Annotated in this window: 18 protein-coding genes and 3 pseudogenes; 10 read left to right on the top strand and 11 right to left on the bottom strand. The window is 41.8% G+C overall.

What is annotated here, in order from left to right; translation table 11 throughout:
* Positions 1-709: 709 nt before the first annotated feature.
* The 5 genes and pseudogenes from htpX to GKR74_RS11610 form a co-directional block, all read right to left on the bottom strand.
* On the bottom strand, positions 710-1,594 hold the full coding sequence (htpX, locus tag GKR74_RS11630; protein WP_036954871.1) for a protease HtpX: 885 nt from the start codon (positions 1,592-1,594) through the stop codon (positions 710-712).
* Between the two features lie 190 nt (positions 1,595-1,784).
* Entirely contained in the window at positions 1,785-2,540 is a 756-nt protein-coding gene (locus tag GKR74_RS11625; protein ID WP_154603686.1) for a cell envelope biogenesis protein TolA, read from the bottom strand.
* A 224-nt stretch (positions 2,541-2,764) separates the two neighbouring features.
* Complete coding sequence (gene prc, locus GKR74_RS11620) at positions 2,765-4,810, bottom strand: carboxy terminal-processing peptidase (protein WP_154603685.1); 2,046 nt, start codon at positions 4,808-4,810, stop codon at positions 2,765-2,767.
* Positions 4,746-5,516 (bottom strand): annotated as a pseudogene (gene proQ, locus GKR74_RS11615) (RNA chaperone ProQ). Before proQ ends, prc begins: the two are co-directional and overlap by 65 nt.
* A 110-nt stretch (positions 5,517-5,626) precedes the next feature.
* Positions 5,627-6,109 carry a GAF domain-containing protein gene (locus GKR74_RS11610; RefSeq protein ID WP_154603683.1) on the bottom strand — a complete coding sequence of 161 codons (483 nt, stop codon included), beginning with the start codon at positions 6,107-6,109 and terminating at the stop codon, positions 5,627-5,629.
* Between the two features lie 131 nt (positions 6,110-6,240).
* Here GKR74_RS11610 and yebS point away from each other — a divergent pair.
* From yebS to GKR74_RS11595, 3 genes and pseudogenes are all read left to right on the top strand, one after another.
* Positions 6,241-7,503 (top strand): annotated as a pseudogene (yebS, locus tag GKR74_RS11605) (membrane integrity lipid transport subunit YebS).
* A complete protein-coding gene (locus tag GKR74_RS11600) occupies positions 7,442-9,781 on the top strand; it encodes an MlaD family protein (protein WP_154603681.1) in 2,340 nt (779 codons plus the stop codon). The pseudogene yebS and the gene GKR74_RS11600 overlap by 62 nt, the downstream one beginning before the upstream one ends.
* A gap of 150 nt (positions 9,782-9,931) precedes the next feature.
* Positions 9,932-10,207: pseudogene (locus tag GKR74_RS11595) on the top strand (DUF1480 family protein).
* A 292-nt stretch (positions 10,208-10,499) separates the two neighbouring features.
* On the opposite strand, the gene GKR74_RS11585 reads toward GKR74_RS11595, so the two are convergent.
* The 4 genes from GKR74_RS11585 to ftnA all read right to left on the bottom strand — a co-directional run bounded on the left by GKR74_RS11585 (position 10,500) and on the right by ftnA (position 12,898).
* Complete coding sequence (locus GKR74_RS11585) at positions 10,500-10,847, bottom strand: DUF2511 domain-containing protein (RefSeq protein WP_154603680.1); 348 nt, start codon at positions 10,845-10,847, stop codon at positions 10,500-10,502.
* A gap of 45 nt (positions 10,848-10,892) precedes the next feature.
* Positions 10,893-11,789 (bottom strand): copper homeostasis membrane protein CopD, encoded by an 897-nt coding sequence (gene copD / locus GKR74_RS11580; protein ID WP_154603679.1) that lies wholly within the window; start codon positions 11,787-11,789, stop codon positions 10,893-10,895.
* 1 nt (position 11,790) lies between these two features.
* Positions 11,791-12,177: a copper homeostasis periplasmic binding protein CopC gene (gene copC / locus GKR74_RS11575; protein ID WP_154603678.1), complete on the bottom strand. Its 387-nt coding sequence runs from the start codon at positions 12,175-12,177 to the stop codon at positions 11,791-11,793.
* Positions 12,178-12,394: 217 nt separating this feature from the next.
* A complete protein-coding gene (gene ftnA / locus GKR74_RS11570; protein ID WP_006658792.1) occupies positions 12,395-12,898 on the bottom strand; it encodes a non-heme ferritin in 504 nt (167 codons plus the stop codon).
* Positions 12,899-13,189: 291 nt separating this feature from the next.
* Between ftnA and GKR74_RS11565 the strand changes: the two genes are divergently transcribed.
* Positions 13,190-13,420, top strand: coding sequence for a DNA polymerase III subunit theta (locus GKR74_RS11565; RefSeq protein ID WP_154603677.1), 231 nt, complete (start codon positions 13,190-13,192; stop codon positions 13,418-13,420).
* 66 nt (positions 13,421-13,486) lie between these two features.
* Here the strand turns inward: GKR74_RS11565 and yebF are convergent, their stop codons facing one another.
* Together yebF and GKR74_RS11555 are read right to left on the bottom strand one after the other, a co-directional pair.
* Positions 13,487-13,852 carry a protein YebF gene (gene yebF / locus GKR74_RS11560; protein WP_036954829.1) on the bottom strand — a complete coding sequence of 122 codons (366 nt, stop codon included), beginning with the start codon at positions 13,850-13,852 and terminating at the stop codon, positions 13,487-13,489.
* Between the two features lie 202 nt (positions 13,853-14,054).
* The gene (locus tag GKR74_RS11555) at positions 14,055-14,234 is read right to left on the bottom strand and encodes a YoaH family protein (protein ID WP_036954826.1); all 180 of its coding nucleotides are present in this window, start codon (positions 14,232-14,234) and stop codon (positions 14,055-14,057) included.
* A gap of 138 nt (positions 14,235-14,372) precedes the next feature.
* Here GKR74_RS11555 and pabB point away from each other — a divergent pair, with 138 nt between their 5' ends.
* The 6 genes from pabB to GKR74_RS11525 all read left to right on the top strand — a co-directional run bounded on the left by pabB (position 14,373) and on the right by GKR74_RS11525 (position 21,245).
* Complete coding sequence (pabB, locus tag GKR74_RS11550; RefSeq protein WP_154603676.1) at positions 14,373-15,752, top strand: aminodeoxychorismate synthase component 1; 1,380 nt, start codon at positions 14,373-14,375, stop codon at positions 15,750-15,752.
* Entirely contained in the window at positions 15,736-16,296 is a 561-nt protein-coding gene (locus GKR74_RS11545) for a CoA pyrophosphatase (protein ID WP_154603675.1), read from the top strand. Before pabB ends, GKR74_RS11545 begins: the two co-directional genes overlap by 17 nt.
* 204 nt (positions 16,297-16,500) lie before the next feature.
* Positions 16,501-17,865 (top strand): L-serine ammonia-lyase, encoded by a 1,365-nt coding sequence (locus tag GKR74_RS11540; RefSeq protein WP_181477219.1) that lies wholly within the window; start codon positions 16,501-16,503, stop codon positions 17,863-17,865.
* 671 nt (positions 17,866-18,536) lie between these two features.
* A complete protein-coding gene (gene manX / locus GKR74_RS11535; protein WP_336431324.1) occupies positions 18,537-19,502 on the top strand; it encodes a PTS mannose transporter subunit IIAB in 966 nt (321 codons plus the stop codon).
* Positions 19,503-19,579: 77 nt separating this feature from the next.
* A complete protein-coding gene (locus GKR74_RS11530; RefSeq protein ID WP_154603674.1) occupies positions 19,580-20,380 on the top strand; it encodes a PTS mannose/fructose/sorbose transporter subunit IIC in 801 nt (266 codons plus the stop codon).
* A gap of 13 nt (positions 20,381-20,393) precedes the next feature.
* Positions 20,394-21,245, top strand: a complete 852-nt coding sequence (locus GKR74_RS11525; protein ID WP_036953376.1) for a PTS mannose transporter subunit IID — start codon at positions 20,394-20,396, stop codon at positions 21,243-21,245.
* The last annotated feature ends 21 nt before the right edge of the window (positions 21,246-21,266 follow it).

Here is a 21,266-nt window from a genome sequence, read left to right as displayed (position 1 = left end):
AGATTTAATGCATATACAACAGTGGCGAGTAATTGAGGGGTTTAACCCAAGATGGAACAACCCTATGATAATCCGACATTTAGCTTGATTGAAAAGGATACTTTCGCACCATAGCATAATAGATAAATAAATTACAAATAATTATTAATGCATAACTATGCGTTATTTTTTGAATCTTTAAAAAAGTAATAGTTACAGATAGGAATTATAAAAATAGTCAGAATCAATATATTAATTATGGTGAATAATTTTCAAAAATTAATGACATGCTATTAATTTTAGTTAACCATAAATATGTAGCATTACACGCGGTCTTTATTTTTTTATTTACATTATTTAACGCTAATAAAGCGTATTCATCGTTTAACTTTATTTAAATTAAAATAACCACAAAGGAGTATTTAGTCTATTTGTTCAACATTTATAAGATAAATAAACATCAGCGTCTAAAAAACATACGGGATTTTTAAACTGAGAGTTTAATGTCATTCAATTTAGGTGCGATTTTCTTTCAGTATGTTTATTTAGCTCTCTTCAGCATAAAATGCGATACGCCTTTCTTCTACTAGCGTACCACTTTGCTGGCACTATTCGCTGGAATAGTTAGATAAAATGATAAATCGAATACGGTGGGGATAGAGGTAGGATGAGCAAATAAAAAAGGGAAACATGACGTTTCCCTTTCATTTTATCGCATTAACATCGTAGGCTATTTCAGATATTGGCCTGAGCGTAATGCTTCAATACGTTTATCTAATGGTGGGTGAGATAAAAACAGTTCGCTAAATGCTTTACCACGGCCATTGATACAAAATGCCATCAAGCGCCCTTCTTCTTGCGGCTCATAGCTTGTTTTCAGGCGTTGCAGTGCAGCAATCATTTTCTCTCTACCGACTAATTTGGCAGAGCCTGCATCCGCGTGGAACTCACGGTAACGAGAGAACCACATCGTAATGATGCTCGCTAAAATACCAAACACGATTTCTAATACCATCGAAACGGCAAAATAAACCATTGGGTTACCATTGCTGCTTTCACTTTCATTGTCATTGTTGTTTGACATAAAGCCAGCCGCAACTTGCGCCAAAATACGTGAAATAAAGATAACGAAGGTATTCACAACACCTTGCAATAAGGTCATGGTAACCATATCACCGTTAGCGACATGGCTGATTTCATGAGCAATAACGGCTTCAGCTTCATCACGGCTCATGTTTTCCAATAAACCCGTACTTACCGCAACCAAAGAAGCATCACGGCGTGCACCCGTTGCAAATGCGTTGATATCCGGTGCATGGTAAATTGCCACTTGTGGCATTTTGATACCCACTTGCTGGGATTGACGGCTAACAGTGTTAACTAACCACTGTTCCATCTCATTACGTGGATGTTCGATAACTTCACCACCAACGGACTTCAGCGCCATCCATTTGGACATGAGCAGCGACACAAACGCGCCACCAAAACCAAACAATGCCGCCATGATCAGCAGACCTTGAGCACTACTTCCACGTATCCCGGTTAAACTTAAAATAATCCCGAACACAAACATAACAGCTAAGTTTGTGAGCAAGAATAAAGCAATTCTCATCATTTTTTATAGGTTCCTTGGTCAAAACAAACATCACGACAAATTTACTTCATAAATAAGGTTTTTTCACACCATTTCAAGTCCATTAACAGGAAAAAGTCATAAAATAACATATCTTTACACACAGCAATAAAAAATGCCGTTTTAATAAACGGCATTTAAATGATAACGATAAGGCACTACGAGAAACTGATCAGCTCACTTTACCTTTAGTTGGCTTGCCTTTAGAAACTTTTGCGGTTGTTTTTGCTGCAGCTTTAGCTTTATCGGCTTTCACTTTATCCGCTTTTGCTTTGTCTGCTTTATCTTTTGCTGCTTTGGTTTTGTCTTTCTCTACCGCTTTAGCTTTGTCGGCTTTTTCCTTCACCGCTTTAGAGGTTTCCTTCTCTTTAGCCTTGGCTTTATCTGCTTTTTCTTTCACTGCTTTTGCAGATTCTTTGTCGGCAGTTTTAGCTTTATCTGCTTTCTCTTTTACAGCTTTAGAGGTTTCTTTATCAGCAGCTTTGGCTTTATCTGCTTTCTCTTTTACAGCTTTAGAGGTCTCTTTCTCTGTTGCTTTTGCCTTATCTTTCACAGCTTTCGATGTTTCCTTCTCAGCTGCTTTAGCCTTATCAGTTGCTTTTGATGCTTTATCTTTTGCAGTTTTACTCATGTTGTCACCTGTCTCTTTGATAGAATCTACCGCTGATGGTTTGCTGGACTGCTTTGCCACACCCGCCCCAATACCCGCACCAATACCTGCATTTTTATTGATTGAGTTTTTTAGTTCATTTGTACAGACTTGCTCCGAACGACTGGTTGTTCCGTCATTACAGATAAATTGCCCGCCATCACAACGAGCAATTCCACCTTTAGCGCCTGAACAAGGGTAGTTACTTGCATTCGCAGAACCCATTGACGACATCATGACCGCCATGACAGTTAATAAACCTACAGATAATTTACGCATTGTTTTGCCTCATTAATAAGGGATATTACTAACTGAAGTGTAGGATACTTTTGAAAAAGCGAAAGAAAACCCAATAATTTTTTAAATAAAAATTTAAGTTTAGTTGAATTTAAGTCTGTAGATAAAATACCAAATAAAATAAATCACCTTAAAATCAATTAATTATGGTATTTTTAGATATAAAAAAGCCAGCTTGCGCTGGCTCTAGAAAATACTTTTTATTTTTACTGCTTGGCACCAGAAAGCATCTTAGTGTTTTGATTCGAAAGGTCTATTGCCATTTTCACCGTTTCATCTAAATACGGATCTGGCGCTTCGTAATCTTTCGGTAAATCATCAATCGACTTCAATAATGGCTTGCCAAGTTTCGCATTGCGCTCATTAATGCGTTTCAGTTTGGTCGCATCAATTTCATCATCTTCTTTCTGACGCTGAGCATAGTTCAGAGAAATCAGATTCTTAGTCGCTTTCAATGACTTGTAACGCGCAATATCTTCATCGATATATTTGAATTCAGGATCAACACTGATACGGGCTAAATGCTTGGTTTTAATCGGAGATAAATCAGCGTTAATGTCCCCAGATTTAGTGTAATTCGCAGCCGGGATGCTATCCCAAGGCAATGCGTTATCTTCAAAGCTTTCGCCTGTTTCTGCTGGATCTTGCCCTGTTGGCATAACCACATCTGGCGTCACACCTTCACGCTGAGTACTTCCACCATTTACACGATAGAACTTCTGGATAGTGTATTGCACTGAACCTAATGATGGCCATTCTGGTTTAAGCATTTGGTCATAAACACGGCTTAAACTTCTGTGTTGCTGTACCGTTCCTTTACCAAAAGTCGGTTCACCGACAATTAAAGCGCGACCATAATCTTGCATTGCTGCAGCAAAAATTTCTGATGCGGAAGCACTAAAGCGATCAACCAGAACCACTAATGGACCTTTGTAATAGATAACATCATCGTCATCCGCATCTTGGCGAACTTGACCATTGTTATCACGAACTTGAACAACCGGCCCTTTGTTAATAAACAGCCCAGATAACGCGACCGCTTCTGTTAATGCCCCACCGCCATTACCGCGCAGGTCAATAACAAGAGCCGAAACATTCTCTTTCGCCATTTTTTGTAGTTCAGTTTTGACATCATTGGTCAAACCAACATAGAAACCTGGAATATCTAATACACCGACTTTCTCTTTACCTTGCTGTTTGATAGACAGTTTTACCGCTCTATCTTCCAGTCGGATCTGTTCGCGAACAATTGTCACAATACGTGGCTTAGCACCTTTCGTATCTGAAACAACTTCTAAACGAACTTGGCTACCTTTTGGCCCTTTGATTAACGCGACGACGTCATCTAAACGCCAACCCACGACATCAACTATAGGTTTACCAACTTGACCAACACCAATGATTTTGTCGCCGACTTTTAGTTCTTTGCTTTTAGCCGCAGGACCACCCGCAACTAAAGAATTAATTGTCGTATTATCATCATCTTGTTGTAATACAGCACCAATCCCTTCAAGGGATAAACTCATTTCCGAGTTAAATTGCTCTGTGCTACGAGGTGATAAATAACTGGTATGTGGGTCAATTTCGCGAGCAAACGCATTCATGATTAATTGGAATACGTCTTCGCTTTGTGCCTGAGATAAGCGTTTCAATGCAAAATTGTAACGCTTAGTCAGTTTGTCTTTGATCTCTTTGTCATCTTTGCCCGTTAATTTCAAACTCAACCAATCATAGCGGACTTTTTGATCCCATAAACGGTCTAGTTCTTCTTTATCTTTCGGCCAAGGTGCTTTAGTTCGATCAACTTCAATAGAATCCGTCGCGTTTAAATCAATCGGTTGATCTAAACGCGCGAGTGCATATTTGAAACGTTCAAAACGACGTTGCTGAGAAAGGTTATACAGGTCATAGAACTTATCTAACTTGCCATCTTCAAGCCATTCACCCGTTTTTGCTTTATCTTTTGCATACTGGTCAACATCGGATTGAAGTAAAACATTATGCCCGTAATCAATCATATTGAGATAACGGTCAAATATTTTCCCAGAAAACTCTTTGTCTAAATCGAATTGGCGATAGTGAGAACGCGTAAAACGCGATGTCACCCGCTCACTCACGGTACCGTGCTGTGTATTCTGCTTTAAAAGAGGTAACTGAGCAGCAGTGACCGGAGTCACTGCCTGAGTATTAGCTATTGCGGTGCCGAAAGTCGCGAGACTCACAACAAATGCAACTTTGAGTAATTTGTTCATGACCTGAGTGACCTCCGTATCAGAACTTTAAATGTTCCGCGCGCACAATCATTGCCAGACCAGATGGCAATTGAACCCTAACACCATCTTTGGCAATTTCCAGCACAGAGGCATCCATCATACTGCTACCCACTTTCACTTTCAGAGTCTGACCGACTTTCAGTGTGTTGATATCAGTAACTGATTTCAAATTCTCTTCAGCTGGGTTGCTACGAGGTTTTTTCGGAGCTGTATTTTGTGGGCGTTCTTTTTTGTCTGATGGACGGCGACGAGATGTGCTCTCTTTGTTCGCATCATTTTGACGAGGTGCTTTGTCGCTAGGCTTTTTCGCAGCAGGACGCTTTTGCGTTTTTTGTTGCTCTGCGCGTTGCGCTTGGACTCTCGCTTTCGCTTCAGCTAATTGTTGACGCGCATGGGCGATGTGCTCTGCATCTAATTCACCGCAGTCATCTCCATTTAAGTCAACACGTTTTGCGCCTTCTTTAACACCGTAAAGGTAACGCCAGCTAGAGGTATACATGCGTAACGCAGAACGTAATTGCGTTTTGCTAATACCATCTTCTTCGGTCAAGTTCCCTACGATATCTTGAAAAATTCCGACTTTAAGCGGACGTGCTTCGCCTTCAGCGATAAAACAGCGTGGAAAACGCTCTGCCAAAAATGCGATAACTTCTTTACTACTATTCAACTTAGGTTGATTTTCCATGAAATTTCCTGATAACAACGATTTTGCCAACCTCACGGGCATGAACAAGCGGACATTATAATCGTGTTGCTGACAATTGCCACGTTCCTATTGATTTTACATACCAATAATTAATAATATTTTGGTATAGAACACATTGCCAAGTGCTGGCATAACTGGTCTATAAGGTATTGAAGCCCTTTTTCATCTTCTTCATCGAATTGACCGATATTTGGGCTATCGATGTCTAAAACCCCAATTATCTTGCCATTTACACTCAGAGGGAAGACGATTTCCGAGTTACTTGCCGCATCACATGCGATGTGACCTGGGAAAGCATGCACATCTTCCACACGCTGAACTCGCGCTTCGGAAAATGCAGCACCACAGACGCCTTTATTGAACGGGATCCGTACACAAGCGACTTTGCCTTGGAAGGGTCCGAGAACCAGCTCCTTTCCATCACTCAAGTAAAAACCAACCCAGTTGATACCGGATAAACGTTCAAATAATAACGCACTGCTATTTGCCAAACTGGCAATTAAATCATACTCTCCAGCGAGAAGTGCAGATAAACTATCTGAAAGTTCGAGATAATACTTCTTTTTATCCATATTTATTTTCAGTTATACATAAACAAGTAAAAAATATTAGTAAGCGTAGACCGTAGGTTAGCAAGTTGTCACTTTTACGTAAATTTTTTTACACTAGATTACAAGCAAATTAATTCATACAATGAATATATATGACCCACATTAATCATACTGCCATGAATTTGCAACGTTGTTGCCATTGTAACCAAAAAATAGTGACTCCGCCTTTTCGACCACGGCAAGTCATTGTTTGCCCAAGATGTTCTAGTCAATTAAATGATGGGCGTTCATGGTCACTCCGTCGTCTTGCTCTATTATCTATCACTTTACTGCTTCTTGCGCCCATCGCTTTTTGGCAGCCATTGATTTCTATTCATCTATTTGGCACCCAAATCAATGCTAATGTGCTTGATGGTATCCGCTTAATTAGCGAGCAAGGTGACCCTTTTACCGCCAGCATTGTGGCTTTTTGTGCGATAGCAGCACCGCTACTTTTGCCTATTTCGATTTTATCTTTGGTATTAGCGCGTTACCTGTCCATCAACATGCGTCCCATTTTACTGATGATGAAGCATCTCAAAGAGTGGGTCATGCTGGATGTCTATCTTGTCGGTTTGGGTATCGCCGCGATTAAAATGCAAGATTACGCGACGGTTTCTGTCGGGCACGGGTTGATTGCGTTTAGCACAATGTCTGTGATTAGTATTATTATTTTAATCCATATTAATCTCGATGAACTGTGGCGACGGCTTTATCCTTTAGAGGAAAATGCAGATGCTCCTCATGCAGAAACCTGCCTAGCCTGCCATTTTACTGGCGAACCCAATAAGAAAGGCAAGTGCCAGCGCTGCCACCGTCCACTTCACCATCGCGAACCTTTAAGCTTACAAAAAACATGGGCCGCACTGATTGCCGCCATGGTGTTGTTGATCCCTGCTAACCTACTGCCCATTTCGACGTTTTATTTAAATGGGCGACGCTTAGAAGACACGATTTACTCCGGTGTTGTTTCCTTAATTGACTCAGGAAACTGGCCGATTGCCATTATCGTTTTTATTGCCAGTATTTTGGTGCCCTTCGTGAAGATTATCATCATGATACTGTTACTATTTTCAATTCAACTTAAAAGCCATACAGACCCAGTGTTACGGATGAAATTGCTGAAATTCGTTTCATGGATTGGGCGTTGGTCGATGTTAGATTTATTCGTCATCGCCTTGATGATGACCTTAGTTAACCGCGATATGCTAATGTCATTTACGATGGGACCTGCGGCTTTATATTTTGGTACCGCTGTTATTTTAACTATCCTTGCTGTTGAGTGGTTGGACAGTCGATTAATTTGGGATTCTTATGGAAAATCAAAACCATCAAAGTGAAACTTCAGATGAAGTTTCGGAGGTTATCAGCCGTAAAAGGACGACAATTTCGCCCTTTTGGCTGCTTCCCATCATCGCGATCATGATCGCAGGCTGGCTGCTATTCCAACAATGGGTAGAGCGTGGCACGCAAATTACTATTCAATTTTCATCCGCCTCTGGCGTTGTTGCAGGTCGAACGCCAATTCGCTACCAAGGTGTGGATGTCGGCATGGTACAAACCGTCTCTATCAGTGATGATATGAAAAGCGTCATTGTTACCGCCAATGTGAATAAAGACATGCGCTCTGCACTCACTTCAGGAACGCGTTTTTGGCTGGTAACACCTAAAGCCTCTCTAGCCGGCGTATCAGGCTTAGATGCTCTGGTAGGTGGGAACTATATTGGTATGCAACCAAGCACTGGCTCGCCAAAATCCCAATTTGTGGCGCTCGATACGCCACCACAGCGAAACTTAAATGAAGGTGAATTACTGATTTACCTCACCGCGAAAGATTTAGGTGCATTAAACGAAAACTCCCCCGTTTATTACCGTAAAGTTCCGGTCGGTTATATTTCTGATTACTCCTTATTACCTGAAAATAAAGGTGTCTCCATCGCGGTTATTATTAAAAAGCGCTACGTTAATCTCGTCCGGTCAGATAGCCAATTTTGGAATATCTCCGGTATTGAAGGTGGATTCGACCTGAATACCGGCGCCAGCATCAAGATGGAAAGCCTGTCAGCAGTGATCAATGGCGCTGTCGCATTTGATTCCCCAGAAAATAGCCTGCCAGCACAAACAGGGCAACAATATGAATTGCAGCCGAGTAAAGAGGATGTCAAACCGCTTGATCAGCAAGGCAATATAGACTTGCAACTGACCCTCACCGCATTGGATACCTTTGGGGTAAATGTGGGGCAACCTGTTGTCTATCGCGGAATAAAAATCGGTGAAGTGTTGCAACGTCACTTAACGGATGACAATGTTCAGTTCCAAATTGCCGTGTTTAATGAATTTAAACATTTGGTTAAACAGGACAGTAAATTTGTCGCCAATAGCCGTGTCGATGTGCAGTTAGGTATGAGCGGATTACAATTCCAAGGCGCAACGCCGCAAGAGTGGCTAGAAGGCGGCCTACATATCATTCCGGGGAAAGGTAAAGATACATTACCAGACTCATTCCCGTTATATCGTACCGATGAAAATGCCAAGGCGGGTATTTTAGGTTCCGCACCGCCGACCACCATTACGCTAAACACCAATACCCTTCCCGACATTCAACAAGGTTCAGTGGTGTTATATCGCCAATTTGAAGTCGGTAAAATTGTGTCGATTAAACCAAACAATGACGGCTTTGCAGTGAATGTGTATATCTCAGGGCAATACCGTAACTTATTGACCCCACAAAGCGTATTCTGGGCTGAAGGTGGTGCTAAAGTTCAGTTAAATGCTGGAGGTTTAACGGTTCAAGCTTCCCCACTCAGCCGTGCGTTTAGTGGTGCGATTAGTTTTGATAATATTCAAACTGGCTCATTAGATACTTCACGCCAACATACACTTTACCCATCAGAAACTGCGGCAAAAGCGATTGGTAGTGCGGTAACGTTGACAACCTTTGATGCGTCTAAGCTATCCGAAGGCATGCCTATTCGTTATTTAGGTATTAACATCGGGCAAATCGAATCACTGAAGCTGTCTGCGGATAATCGTGAAGTGAAAGCGAAAGCAATTTTGTATCCTGAATATGTGGAGAATTTCACCAAAATTGGCAGCCGTTTTGCCATTGTCACCCCTGAGCTTTCTCCATCGGGGGTTAACAACCTCGATACACTGATCCAACCGTATATCAGTGCAGAGCCAGGACGCAGTAATAAGAGCCGTTTCCAATTTGAATTGCAAACTGCCAACATCACAGATTCCCGTTATCTCGATGGTCTCACCATTATCCTTGATGCTAGTGAGGCAGGTTCTATTCAGGTAGGAACGCCAATTCTGTTTAGAGGATTAGAGATCGGAACCGTCACCGGGCTTTATTTGGGAGAGCTTTCCGATCGCGTTTATGTTGCAACGCGTATAGGTAAAGAATACCAATATCTGATCCGTGATAATACCCAGTTCTGGTTATCTTCAGGCTACAACCTCGCCTTTGGTTTAACAGGCGGCGTAGTGAAAAGCGGGACATTCAAGCAGTTTGTTCGTGGTGGAATTTCGCTGGCAACCCCGCCAACAGTGCCATTGGCACCTAAAGCCAAGCCGGATCAGCATTTCATTCTGAAATTAGAGCCACCAGCGGACTGGTTAGACTGGGGAACCCCTATCCCCAAAAAATAATCCCTAACAAGGCGTCATGTTTCACAGCATGACGCCTTTTTTATTATCCACTACTGAAAATATATTTTGGAAATGAATTCCATTTATACTATGCTTAATTTCGTTGGGCTGATTTTTTATTGTAAAAATAAAGAGTAAAGAGGAAATGTTATGAGCATAGTTAAATTGAAAATCTCTTCCTATGAAATCAATGATGCCGTTATGGCTGATAAGCGTAGTGATACTGTGAGTATTCCTTGCGATTCCGATTCTGAATTTTGTATGCAATTGGATGGTTGGGATGAACACACGAGTATCCCTGCGACACTGGACGAAAAACCGGTTCTGCTCTATCGCCAGCGTTATGATAAAGAAAATCATCATTGGCTCATGAGAATTGCTTGATGAAGATGGTGATATTCAATAGAACGGTCAGATGGGAAATAATACAAAAAAAAGAGGCCTGGTAGATTCCGATTACCGGGCCTTGGGAAATGGCTCTGGCAGAGCCGTGCGCTAAAATTGCCATTGAGACGTAACAAAGTACTCCCTAATACTAGCGTTCAGCTTACGTTCTTACCACTTAAATTAGCAATTATTTTACATATTTTTAACACAATTTATTGCTTAATTTTCCAAGATTGAACTATTTGCATGATAAGTTAAACCTATCTAAGCAATCAGTAAAACCTTTCAATTGCCATCTCCTTGATCTTTCTAGCTAAAGGCTAACAACACCTTACTTATTGCCACACAATTTCTCTGCGGCTTGCTTCAGCGGCAATACTCGCTCTTCAACTGATTTAGTGGTCTCAATAGGCGCTAATAACACATCAATTGGTTGTGCTTGGATCTCTTTCTTTTCCATTTGTGCCGTTGCAATATCATTCAATGGATGCTGCATTAACGTAGACGGGTTAATGACCACCAATGCGCCGTTAGCACGACACTCTAACATTACTTCTTCACGCTTTAGCGGCCAATCATCACCAAACTGTTTTTTACTGACGCTCGCCAATGGCGCAGCCATCGCCGTACTGAATGTTCCACCCAGTACTAACGCACAAATTATGAATTTAAATTTCATTTAAAATGACCTTGTCAAACAGGGGTTATACAAAGATATGAGCCATTATACAGGTTGATAAGTAGCAAAAATAGCCACTGCAAGGATAGCAATAGTACCGAGTAGTAATTCTGCCCAACTATTTATAATCAAATAATTGATCCGCCCCTGCTGTTGAAGACGCGGCACGACCCAATAACGATTCGTTAATGCCAATAGCACCATCAACCCAACCAACACAATTTTTAGCCATAACCAAGATTGGTATTCAGATAGTGTTGCGATAAATGGCCATCCGGGCAATAAAATCAGGCTATTAATAATTCCCGTTATTAGCACGCAAACCACAGCAACATGCCCTAGCTGCGAGTAACGCTTCATCGATACGACAACTTGCGTTTCTAGCCCTGCTTTTAGCTTATCGTTACTACGTAAAAACTGAATGCAAATAAGGAAAGGCCACAACCCCCCGAACCAATACGCACAACTGATTAGATGAATAAACTGATTAGTTTGATGAGCAATGCCCAGCCACCCTTCATGCATCGCCGCATGACCAATGAAAGCGTGTAGCCCCAGAATAATGACGGAGAAACCAAGAATGAGGTAAAGTTTTAGGGTGATCGGGCGTATAAATAGAACGGCAAACAAACCAACCGTACTGAGGATTTCCCAGCGCCAGATTTGGCCAAAGGTAGTGCCCAGCACACCTTGCCAAATATCCATATTCAGCGCATCTTCCCAACCATCACCCATTAAACCAGATTGTGCAATCATCCAGCAAAATGTAGTGATAATCGTGATAACTGCACTAAAGATAATGCTTTTCTTTAGTACATTTTGGAGTAGTTCGCGAAATTGCCCATTGGAAACTATCACCGCAAACATTGACATTCCACACATCAACATTGCGGCGATAAAGTGAGCAAATCGCGTTAAGGTATAAAATGCTTCCAGTGACATATTATTTCACAGTGAAGCTATAGTTCCCTTTGGTTTTGTGTCCATCAACAGAGACTACGCTCCATTGAACATCATATTTACCTGCTGCTAATTTGCTTTCAACAGGAATAATGACTTTAGTGTTATTGCTAGGATCTAACGCGGCTTTGCCCGTCTTAATCTCTTGCTTGTTCGCATCCGTTACATTGACTTTAGTGAAGTTAACTTCAATGCCTTCAGAAAAGTTTAGCGTGATAGCTTCTGGTGCCTGCTCTAACGCAGCGCCCTCTGCAGGTAATTGATCTTTTAGATGCGCATGAGCAAATGCTTGTTGGAATGACATACCTAAGAACAGTACAGCGACCGCGCTTAATTTACGCCAAGAAGATTTTACTTGGTTGATTGGCATAGTAACCTCTTAATTTGCAGGTGAATTTAGATATATTGCCAATCATTATACGGAAAATAATACGATACGCAGCGATAAAATCAGATTTTATCATTCAGCTTGTGAGGCTTGGCACAAAATGCGAATAAAACTCACTCGCAAAAATAGAACAAGCGCCATTCATCTCTGAATTGGCACTTGATAAGTAACACGATAATCGAGCAATTTAAAAGAATGATTAAACGTGCGCAGCCGCCGCTAAACCTTTCAGATCTTTATCCAGCAGGAATAGTGATTTACCAGACTCACCCACCATGCCCAGTTTATCCAGTACCGATTTGAACAGTTTCTCTTCTTCATGCTGCTCTGCAACATACCATTGCAGGAAGTTGAATGTTGAGTAATCTTGGGTTGTCATGGCTAAATGCGCGAGTTTATTGATTTCTGAAGTAATTAATTGCTCATGTTCGTACGTTTTATTGAACACATCAGCGATAGAATCAAAATTTTCTGGTGGTGCAGCAATCGCACCTAAGCGTGGTAATGCCCCTGTATCGCTAAGGTAATTAAATAAACGCTGCATATGCTCCATTTCTTCTTGTGAGTGAGCTTTCAAAAATGCAGCTGCACCTTCAAAACCTTTATCACTACACCAAGCACTCATTTGCAAATACAGATTAGCGGAGAAAAACTCAAGATTCAGTTGTTTATTTAACGCTTCAATCATGTCAGCTTTTAACATATCTTTACCTTAATGATGATGATTTTATGAAGTTATATCCCACAGTAACATAATAAATGCATTCAGAAAACATTCTTCCTATAAAAATTAATTTATTGATTAACAATGATTTTTTGTAAAAATAACACGAATCAGTCGCATTAGCTTTTATTTGTCATAATAATCCTAATTGCTTACTATTATCATGTTTGAATTTAATTTTATTCGCTAACCATCTCACTATTTCATCAAGATTTTTTGAACTTCAATTGCTACAATTCATGCTGATGTTGTTAACTGTTAGGATTTGAAATGAGCCACAATCTTGCCACCCTCCCAAAAGAAGAGATGGACAAAATTAACGTTGACCTGCTGGCTTCCGGCGTTGCTTTCAAGGAACGTTATAATATCCCCATTATTCCTGAAGCCGTCGAACGCGAACAGCCAGAACATTTACGGGATTATTTTCGTGAAAGGCTGGTTCACTATCGCCAGTTATCGATGAATTTCGCTCGTATGCCCTACGAGCCAAGAAATCGCTAAGAATCGAATTTTAGACACAAAAAAAGGAGAGTTACACTCTCCTTTTTCATTCTATAAAACCACAGATTATTTGCTGGTGTTATAGGTGATGGTATTGTTTTTACAATCCACAGCGACACGGTAATGCAGATCGGATTTCGACCCTCTGACCACTAAAGGCAGCGAGTAGCCATCTTCCGTTTTCGTCACTTCACTGTCGTTGATCCATGCAACCGCTTTTTTACCCACGGCCGCTTTTTCATCTGCCCAACGTGGTAATCGGTTATTCATAAAATCATTTTTAACCTGCGCCGCAATTTGTGGCTCAGTCAGATTACCACAGCTCACAAATGCAGCTGCTTTACCTTCTTCCTTGTTAGCACTGAATGCAAACGAACTTAATACAAGCGCACAACTGCCTAAAACCATTGCTATTTTTTTATTAACATTCATACCATCCTCCGGCATCTACGAGATGTAGATGAAATTGAGATCCATTTTACTCACCAAAACTGCAGCATCATTAACAACACGCACATAGGCTGCCGTTGTCTATCTAGTGTAGTTGTAAAAATAAAACCTATGAGCAAAATGACTTAACTGATATGAATTTATCAGAAATATATTTAAATGTTAATAGGATGTTTATTAATTATTAATTTTCATCATCAAATCGAGCAACAATTTGCTCTTTACCTTGATGGTTTTCCCTGATTTCTTGAGCGACCAGCGCAATGGCTTCTCCGCTGCTCATGCCTTCTGCCATCAGTTGGTGAATGCGTTCAACCGCTTCTTGTTGCTCTGCGTGGGACAGTGCTGGCATACCTGAAAACATAATCAACCTCTTTAAATTGCAGACTTATTTAATACGTTAAGATTTTCAGCAAATTTTAACAGCTCTTCCCTTAATAAGGTAAGATTATATGGTAATCTGACATTATTCACTTGTGGAACCTGATTTTAATTGATTGATATGGCTATTAATAAAATACAACTCCCTTACAGCCCCAATGCGGCATTAGATTATTTTGCACCGTTATCGCACCAACCCTGGGCTATGCTGCTTCATTCTGGTCAAGCTGAACACTCTCATAACCGTTACGATATCATCGTTGCTGACCCCGCTGTCACACTATTAACTCGTGGCTTGCAAACTGAAACTCAAGCGCAAAATCAGCCTGCTCAATTTTCAGAAAAAGATCCCTTTGCCCTGTTACAGCAATATATGGATCAATATCAAATCACCGAATTTTCTGATGAAACTCTGCCATTCCAAGGTGGTGCAATGGGAATTTGGAGCTATGACTTAGGTCGCCGTATCGAAAAACTCCCTGAACTTGCCACCACTGAACTGCAATTTCCAGATATGGCAGTAGGCATCTATTTATGGGCTCTTATTGTTGATCACCATGAACAACGTGTGACCTTATTCAGCCATCAAGATGTCGAGCAGCGCCTAACTTGGTTACAAGCACAAAAAGCCTCTCGTAAAAGTGCCTTCTCACTGACGTCCCCATGGCATGCCAACATGACGGAAGCGCAATACCATGAAAATATTGCCCGCATCCATCAATATTTACGGGAGGGGGATTGCTACCAAATCAACCTTGCTCAGCGCTTTAAAGCCAAATATAAGGGCAATGAGTGGGATGCATTTTTAACGCTGAATGAAAGCAACCGCGCCCCATTCTCCTCGTTTATTCGCTTACCTGATAATGCGGTTATCAGCGTTTCTCCTGAACGCTTTATTTTATTAGAGAAAGGTGAAATTCAAACTCGCCCAATTAAAGGTACACTCCCTCGCTTAGACTCTCCGGAGGAAGACCAACTTCAAGCAGAAAAATTAGCCAATTCACCGAAAGATCGTGCTGAAAACCTGATGATTGTGGATTTACTGCGTAATGATATTGGACGTGTGGCAAAACCAGGTACAGTACGGGTTCCTGAGCTCTTTAAAGTGGAACAATTTCCCGCAGTTCATCACCTCGTTAGCACTATCACCGCCACATTAGACAGCCAATACCAAGCTACCGACTTACTGCGTGCCTGTTTCCCTGGCGGTTCCATTACGGGCGCCCCGAAAATTCGTGCAATGCAGATCATTGAGGAATTAGAACCCAATCGTCGACATGGATATTGTGGCGCAATCGGCTATATTAGTTTCTGTGGCAATATGGATACGAACATCACAATCCGTACGCTGATAACTGACAAAAAACAGATTTATTGCTGGGCAGGCGGTGGTATTGTTGCCGATAGCCAAGCCGATAAAGAGTACCAAGAGACCTTTGACAAATTACGCCTGATTTTGCCAAAACTAGGAAAACTCGATAGCGATGACCGAGCTGAATAGCTTTATTAACCGTTTTCAATTTACACTCCCGCTTTCTCGTCAACCCGCCACATCGGCGGGTAAAGCGGCTGCAGTGCTATTGCCAATTATCAATAAATCCAATCCGACATTATTGCTCACACAACGATCACCGCTATTACGTTCTCATGCTGGTCAAGTGGCATTCCCGGGCGGCTCTCGCGATCCTGAAGATACAAACTTAATTGCGACCGCATTGCGGGAAGCCTATGAAGAAGTCGCCATTCCACCAGAGAAAGTACAGGTCTTAGGGCAACTTGCACCTATCTCCAGCATTGGGGGTTATCAAGTCACCCCGATTGTCGGTCTTGTACCCGATAATATTCGCTATCAGGCGAACCCAAGCGAAGTTTCCTCTATTTTTGAAATTCCCCTGTTTGATGCATTATCCCTGCAAAAACATAAATATGTGGATATCAACCGCTCGGGTCGCGAAAAACGAGTCTTTTTTTACTGGTATAACAATCACTTAGTTTGGGGGCTCACAGCATCCATTCTTCATCAACTCGCCCTACAACTGGATTAGCTTTCATAGTCAATAATCCTTTTATTCAATCATTTTTCCACTCTCCAAAATACAATTAGTGCTATTTATAACCAATCCACCTTATGTAACTACCTTATTTCAAAAAATACTTTAAACTTACTGGTTAACACTACGAAATAACAGTAAAGTAGCGCCCTTTAAAATAAATCACTATATCTTCATCTTTTGTTTAAGGAGTCCTGCGTGATAAGCGTTTTCGACATGTTTAAAGTGGGCATTGGCCCTTCAAGCTCTCATACCGTCGGTCCGATGAAAGCTGGGAAAGAATTTGTCGATGATTTGGTCAATAAGCAATTATTGCCATCCGTCACCCGTGTCGCAGTAGACGTTTATGGCTCTTTATCCCTAACAGGTAAAGGTCACCATACCGATATCGCCATTATTATGGGTTTAGCAGGCAACCTCCCTGCTACCGTTGACATTGAATCAATCCCATCCTTTATCAAGAATGTGGAGGAGACAGAAAAGCTGCTATTAGCCAATGGCACTCATACTGTTGATTTCCCTCGTGATGGTGGCATGAATTTCCGTCAAGATAACTTACCGTTACATGAAAACGGGATGACTATCCACGCCTTTGCTGGCGACAAGGAAATTTACACTAAAACTTATTATTCCATCGGCGGTGGTTTCATTGTCGATGAAGAACATTTTGGCCAAACCTCTTCAGACAGCAAACCTGTTTCTTATCCATTTAACTCCGCGAGTGAGTTACTCTTAAAATGTAAAGAGTCTGGCTTATCGATTTCTAGCCTGATGATGAAGAACGAGCTGGATTTGCATCCTCGTGAAGAAATTGACGCTTACTTTGCAGATGTATGGAAAACCATGCAAGCCTGTATTGAACGCGGTCTTAACACTGAAGGTGTCCTTCCAGGTCCATTGCGTGTTCCTCGTCGAGCACCAGCACTGAATCGCTTAGTGACCTCTGCGAGTAAACTGTCTAATGACCCGATGAACGTGGTTGATTTAATCAACATGTATGCATTGGCTGTTAACGAAGAAAACGCAGCGGGTGGTCGTGTTGTTACTGCACCAACTAACGGTGCTTGTGGTATCGTTCCAGCTGTTTTAGCGTACTACAACCATTGCGTTGAACCCGTCACGCCAGAACTTTACTTGCGCTATTTCTTAGCATCTGGAGCCGTAGGCATTCTATACAAAATGAATGCGTCTATCTCTGGCGCAGAAGTGGGTTGCCAAGGCGAAGTCGGCGTTGCCTGCTCAATGGCGGCAGCAGGTTTAGCAGAATTATTTGGCGCAAGCCCAGAGCAAGTCTGCATTGCTGCTGAAATTGGTATGGAGCACAACTTAGGTCTAACCTGCGACCCTGTTGCTGGACAAGTTCAAGTACCTTGTATTGAGCGTAACGCAATCGCCTCTGTTAAAGCTATCAATGCCGCACGCATGGCTTTACGCAGAACCAGCGAGCCTCGTGTGTCTCTCGATAAAGTTATCGAAACCATGTACGAAACGGGTAAAGACATGAATGCTAAATACCGCGAAACATCTCGTGGTGGATTAGCTATCAAAGTCCAGTGTGACTAATCCGTAATCTATATTCCCTCTTCACTATTTAAGTGGTGAAGAGGGAGTTTTACCCCCACTCTTTCTACGCTTATTTAATTTTTTTAATTAAGTCTGCTAAGCTTCACTACTTTCATCAGAATCGCTTTTTTCTTCTTTTTGCTTTTCTCGTTTCAGCTTTCGATTTTTATCGTCTATGATCGTTTTATTCCTTCAATTCTCTCACCCTACTTTCTATTTTTTGAATCACTATTTTGATTCTGTTATTCCTTTAAATTCTATCGCTCACTCCTGTTTTCGCTCACTTTTTGCTCTTCCTGACGAATTTCTTATTAAATAAACCCATTTTTTGTTACCGATAACAGAGTATTGCTCTGTTATCTTTTAATAAACAATGACAATACTCCGGATAAATTAATACATTTAGAGTTATAGGTTTATTTATCAGTAATATTTGGATCTGTTTTTATTTTTCTGACGCGAAACAAGTTTTTTGGATTAATCCTAGTGATATGATCAGGCTGACCATTCAGCTAATAATTGCACTTAACTAATTATTAGCTAGCCACTTAGTTTGAATTTATTCAGCTACTATTTAAGGTGCAGGGGAAACACATAGAGAAGGAGTCCAGTTTCTAACTTCTATTCTATCGTCGATGATGTTTCGATTTATCTGTTAAGAGGGAAAAATAGTGAGTATAGCTATTATGATTGGTACCCACGGAGTTGCTGCCGAACAGCTACTCCGAACCACCGAGATGTTAATAGGCGAGCAAGAAAACGTCTCGTTTATTGACTTTGTCCCTGGGGAAAATGCTGACACCCTATTTGAAAAATACACACAAAAGCTGACTTCGCTTGATACCTCAGCGGGTGTGCTATTTCTTGTTGATACATGGGGAGGTAGTCCATTTAATGCAGCTACACGCATTGCCAATGAGCATGACAATTACGAAATCATTACAGGCGTAAATGTCCCAATGCTCGTCGAGACCTTTATGTGCCGCGATGACAACCCATCCATGGATGAGCTAATCACCGTCGCACTCGAAACCGGTCGCGGTGGCATCCGTCCATTCAAGTTTAAAGAAGTTGTTGCAGAAACTCCTGCGCCCGCAGCAGTCAGTGCACCTGCTCCTCAACCTGTTATTGCAGGTCCGGGCGAACACATGATTATTGCTTTGGCGCGTGTTGATGACCGATTGATCCATGGTCAGGTGGCGACTCGCTGGACAAAAGAAATGCGTGTGAAACGTATTATCGTTGTCAGTGATGAAGTGTCTAAAGACACCGTTCGTTCTACCTTACTGAAACAAGTTGCTCCTCCTGGTGTTACCGCCCACGTTGTTGATGTAGACAAATGTGTCCGTGTTTACAACAACCCAAAATATTCCGGCGAGCGCGTAATGCTGTTATTCACTAATCCAACCGATGTACAGCGCATTGTTGAGCAAGGCGTTGAGATTGACTCGGTCAATATTGGTGGAATGGCCTATACCGAAGGTAAAACCATGGTCACCAATGCCGTATCAATTAATCAAAAAGATATCGATGCATTCAATTATCTGAATGACAAAAATATTGAGTTAGAAGTTCGTAAAGTCGCTTCAGACAGTAAAGTCCACATGATGGATTTAATTAATAAACTCAAAAAATAATGTTTTATAAATTCGTTCTTATTGAACCGTTACTCAAAAACAGACTTAGAAACTTGTTGGTTACAGGAGATTAAACAATGGAACTTACCGTTGTTCAAATAGTAATGGTCTTCGTTGTGGCTTGTATCGCCGGTATGGGATCGATCCTCGATGAATTCCAGTTCCACCGCCCTCTCATTGCCTGTACGCTTATTGGTATTGTTCTGGGTGATATGAAAACCGGTATTATTATCGGTGGTACGCTGGAAATGATCGCGTTAGGTTGGATGAACATCGGTGCGGCCGTTGCACCCGATGCTGCATTAGCCTCCATCATTTCAACCATTCTGGTTATTGCAGGTGGTCAAAGCATTGGTGCGGGTATCGCGCTGGCTATCCCACTGGCAGCAGCCGGACAAGTACTGACCATTATCGTTCGTACTATCACCGTTGCATTCCAACACGCTGCTGACCGTGCTGCGGTCTCCGGCAATTTAACCTCCCTGAGCATCATCCACATTTCTGCGTTATTACTGCAGGCAATGCGTATCGCAATCCCTGCGCTGATCGTCGCAATTTCAGTGGGAACTTCAGAAGTCCAGCACTTACTGAACTCTATCCCTGAAGTCGTTACCAATGGTCTGAACATTGCAGGTGGTATGATTGTTGTGGTCGGTTATGCGATGGTTATCAACATGATGCGCGCTGGCTACCTGATGCCGTTCTTCTATTTAGGCTTCGTAACTGCGGCCTTTACTAACTTCAACCTTGTTGCACTTGGTGTGATTGGTGTTGTGATGGCAATTCTGTACATCCAACTGAGCCCGAAATACAACAAATCCCAAGTTGTTGTCAGCCAATCAAACAGTAACAACAATCTTGATAACGAATTAGACTAGAAGGAACGTGAAAATGGTTGAACAAACTCAATCTACTGAAAAACGGCTGACAAAAAGCGATATTCGTGGGGTTTTCTTGCGTTCTAACTTATTCCAAGGTTCTTGGAACTTCGAACGTATGCAGGCTCTGGGTTTCTGTTTCTCAATGGTTCCCGTGATCCGTCGCTTATACCCTGAAAACAATGATGACCGTAAACAAGCGATTAAACGTCACTTAGAGTTCTTCAATACCCACCCTTACGTTGCAGCGCCTATTTTGGGTGTAACGATGGCGATGGAAGAAGAACGTGCTAATGGCGCGGACATCGACGACGGTGCAATCAACGGTATCAAAGTCGGTCTGATGGGACCATTAGCCGGTGTGGGTGACCCAATTTTCTGGGGAACCGTGCGTCCAGTCTTTGCTGCACTGGGTGCAGGTATCGCGATGACAGGTAGCTTGTTAGGCCCTGTACTCTTCTTCGTTCTGTTTAACCTTGTACGTCTGTTAACTCGCTATTACGGCGTGGCTTATGGCTACAAGAAAGGGATTGATATCGTTCAAGATATGGGCGGTGGATTCCTGCAAAAACTGACCGAGGGGGCTTCAATTCTAGGTCTGTTTGTAATGGGGGCGTTAGTTAATAAATGGACTCACGTCAACATTCCACTCGAAGTTTCGCGGATCAAAAACCAAACAACTGGCGTTGAAGATATCACTACTGTTCAGATGATCCTCGACCAATTAATGCCGGGCTTGGTTCCACTGTTACTGACCTTCGCCTGTATGTGGCTATTACGCCGTAAAGTGAACGCTTTATGGATCATTATCGGCTTCTTCGGTTTAGGTATTCTGGGTGCTTGGTTGAATTTCTTAGCGCCATAATTCCTGTTAAATATCAAAAAA

The organism is Providencia sp. wls1914, assembly GCF_009706645.1.
Lineage (GTDB): Bacteria > Pseudomonadota > Gammaproteobacteria > Enterobacterales > Enterobacteriaceae > Providencia > Providencia zhijiangensis.
The sequence above is the reverse complement of the archived record's forward strand: the minus strand, read 5'-3'. Positions and strand labels throughout refer to the sequence as shown.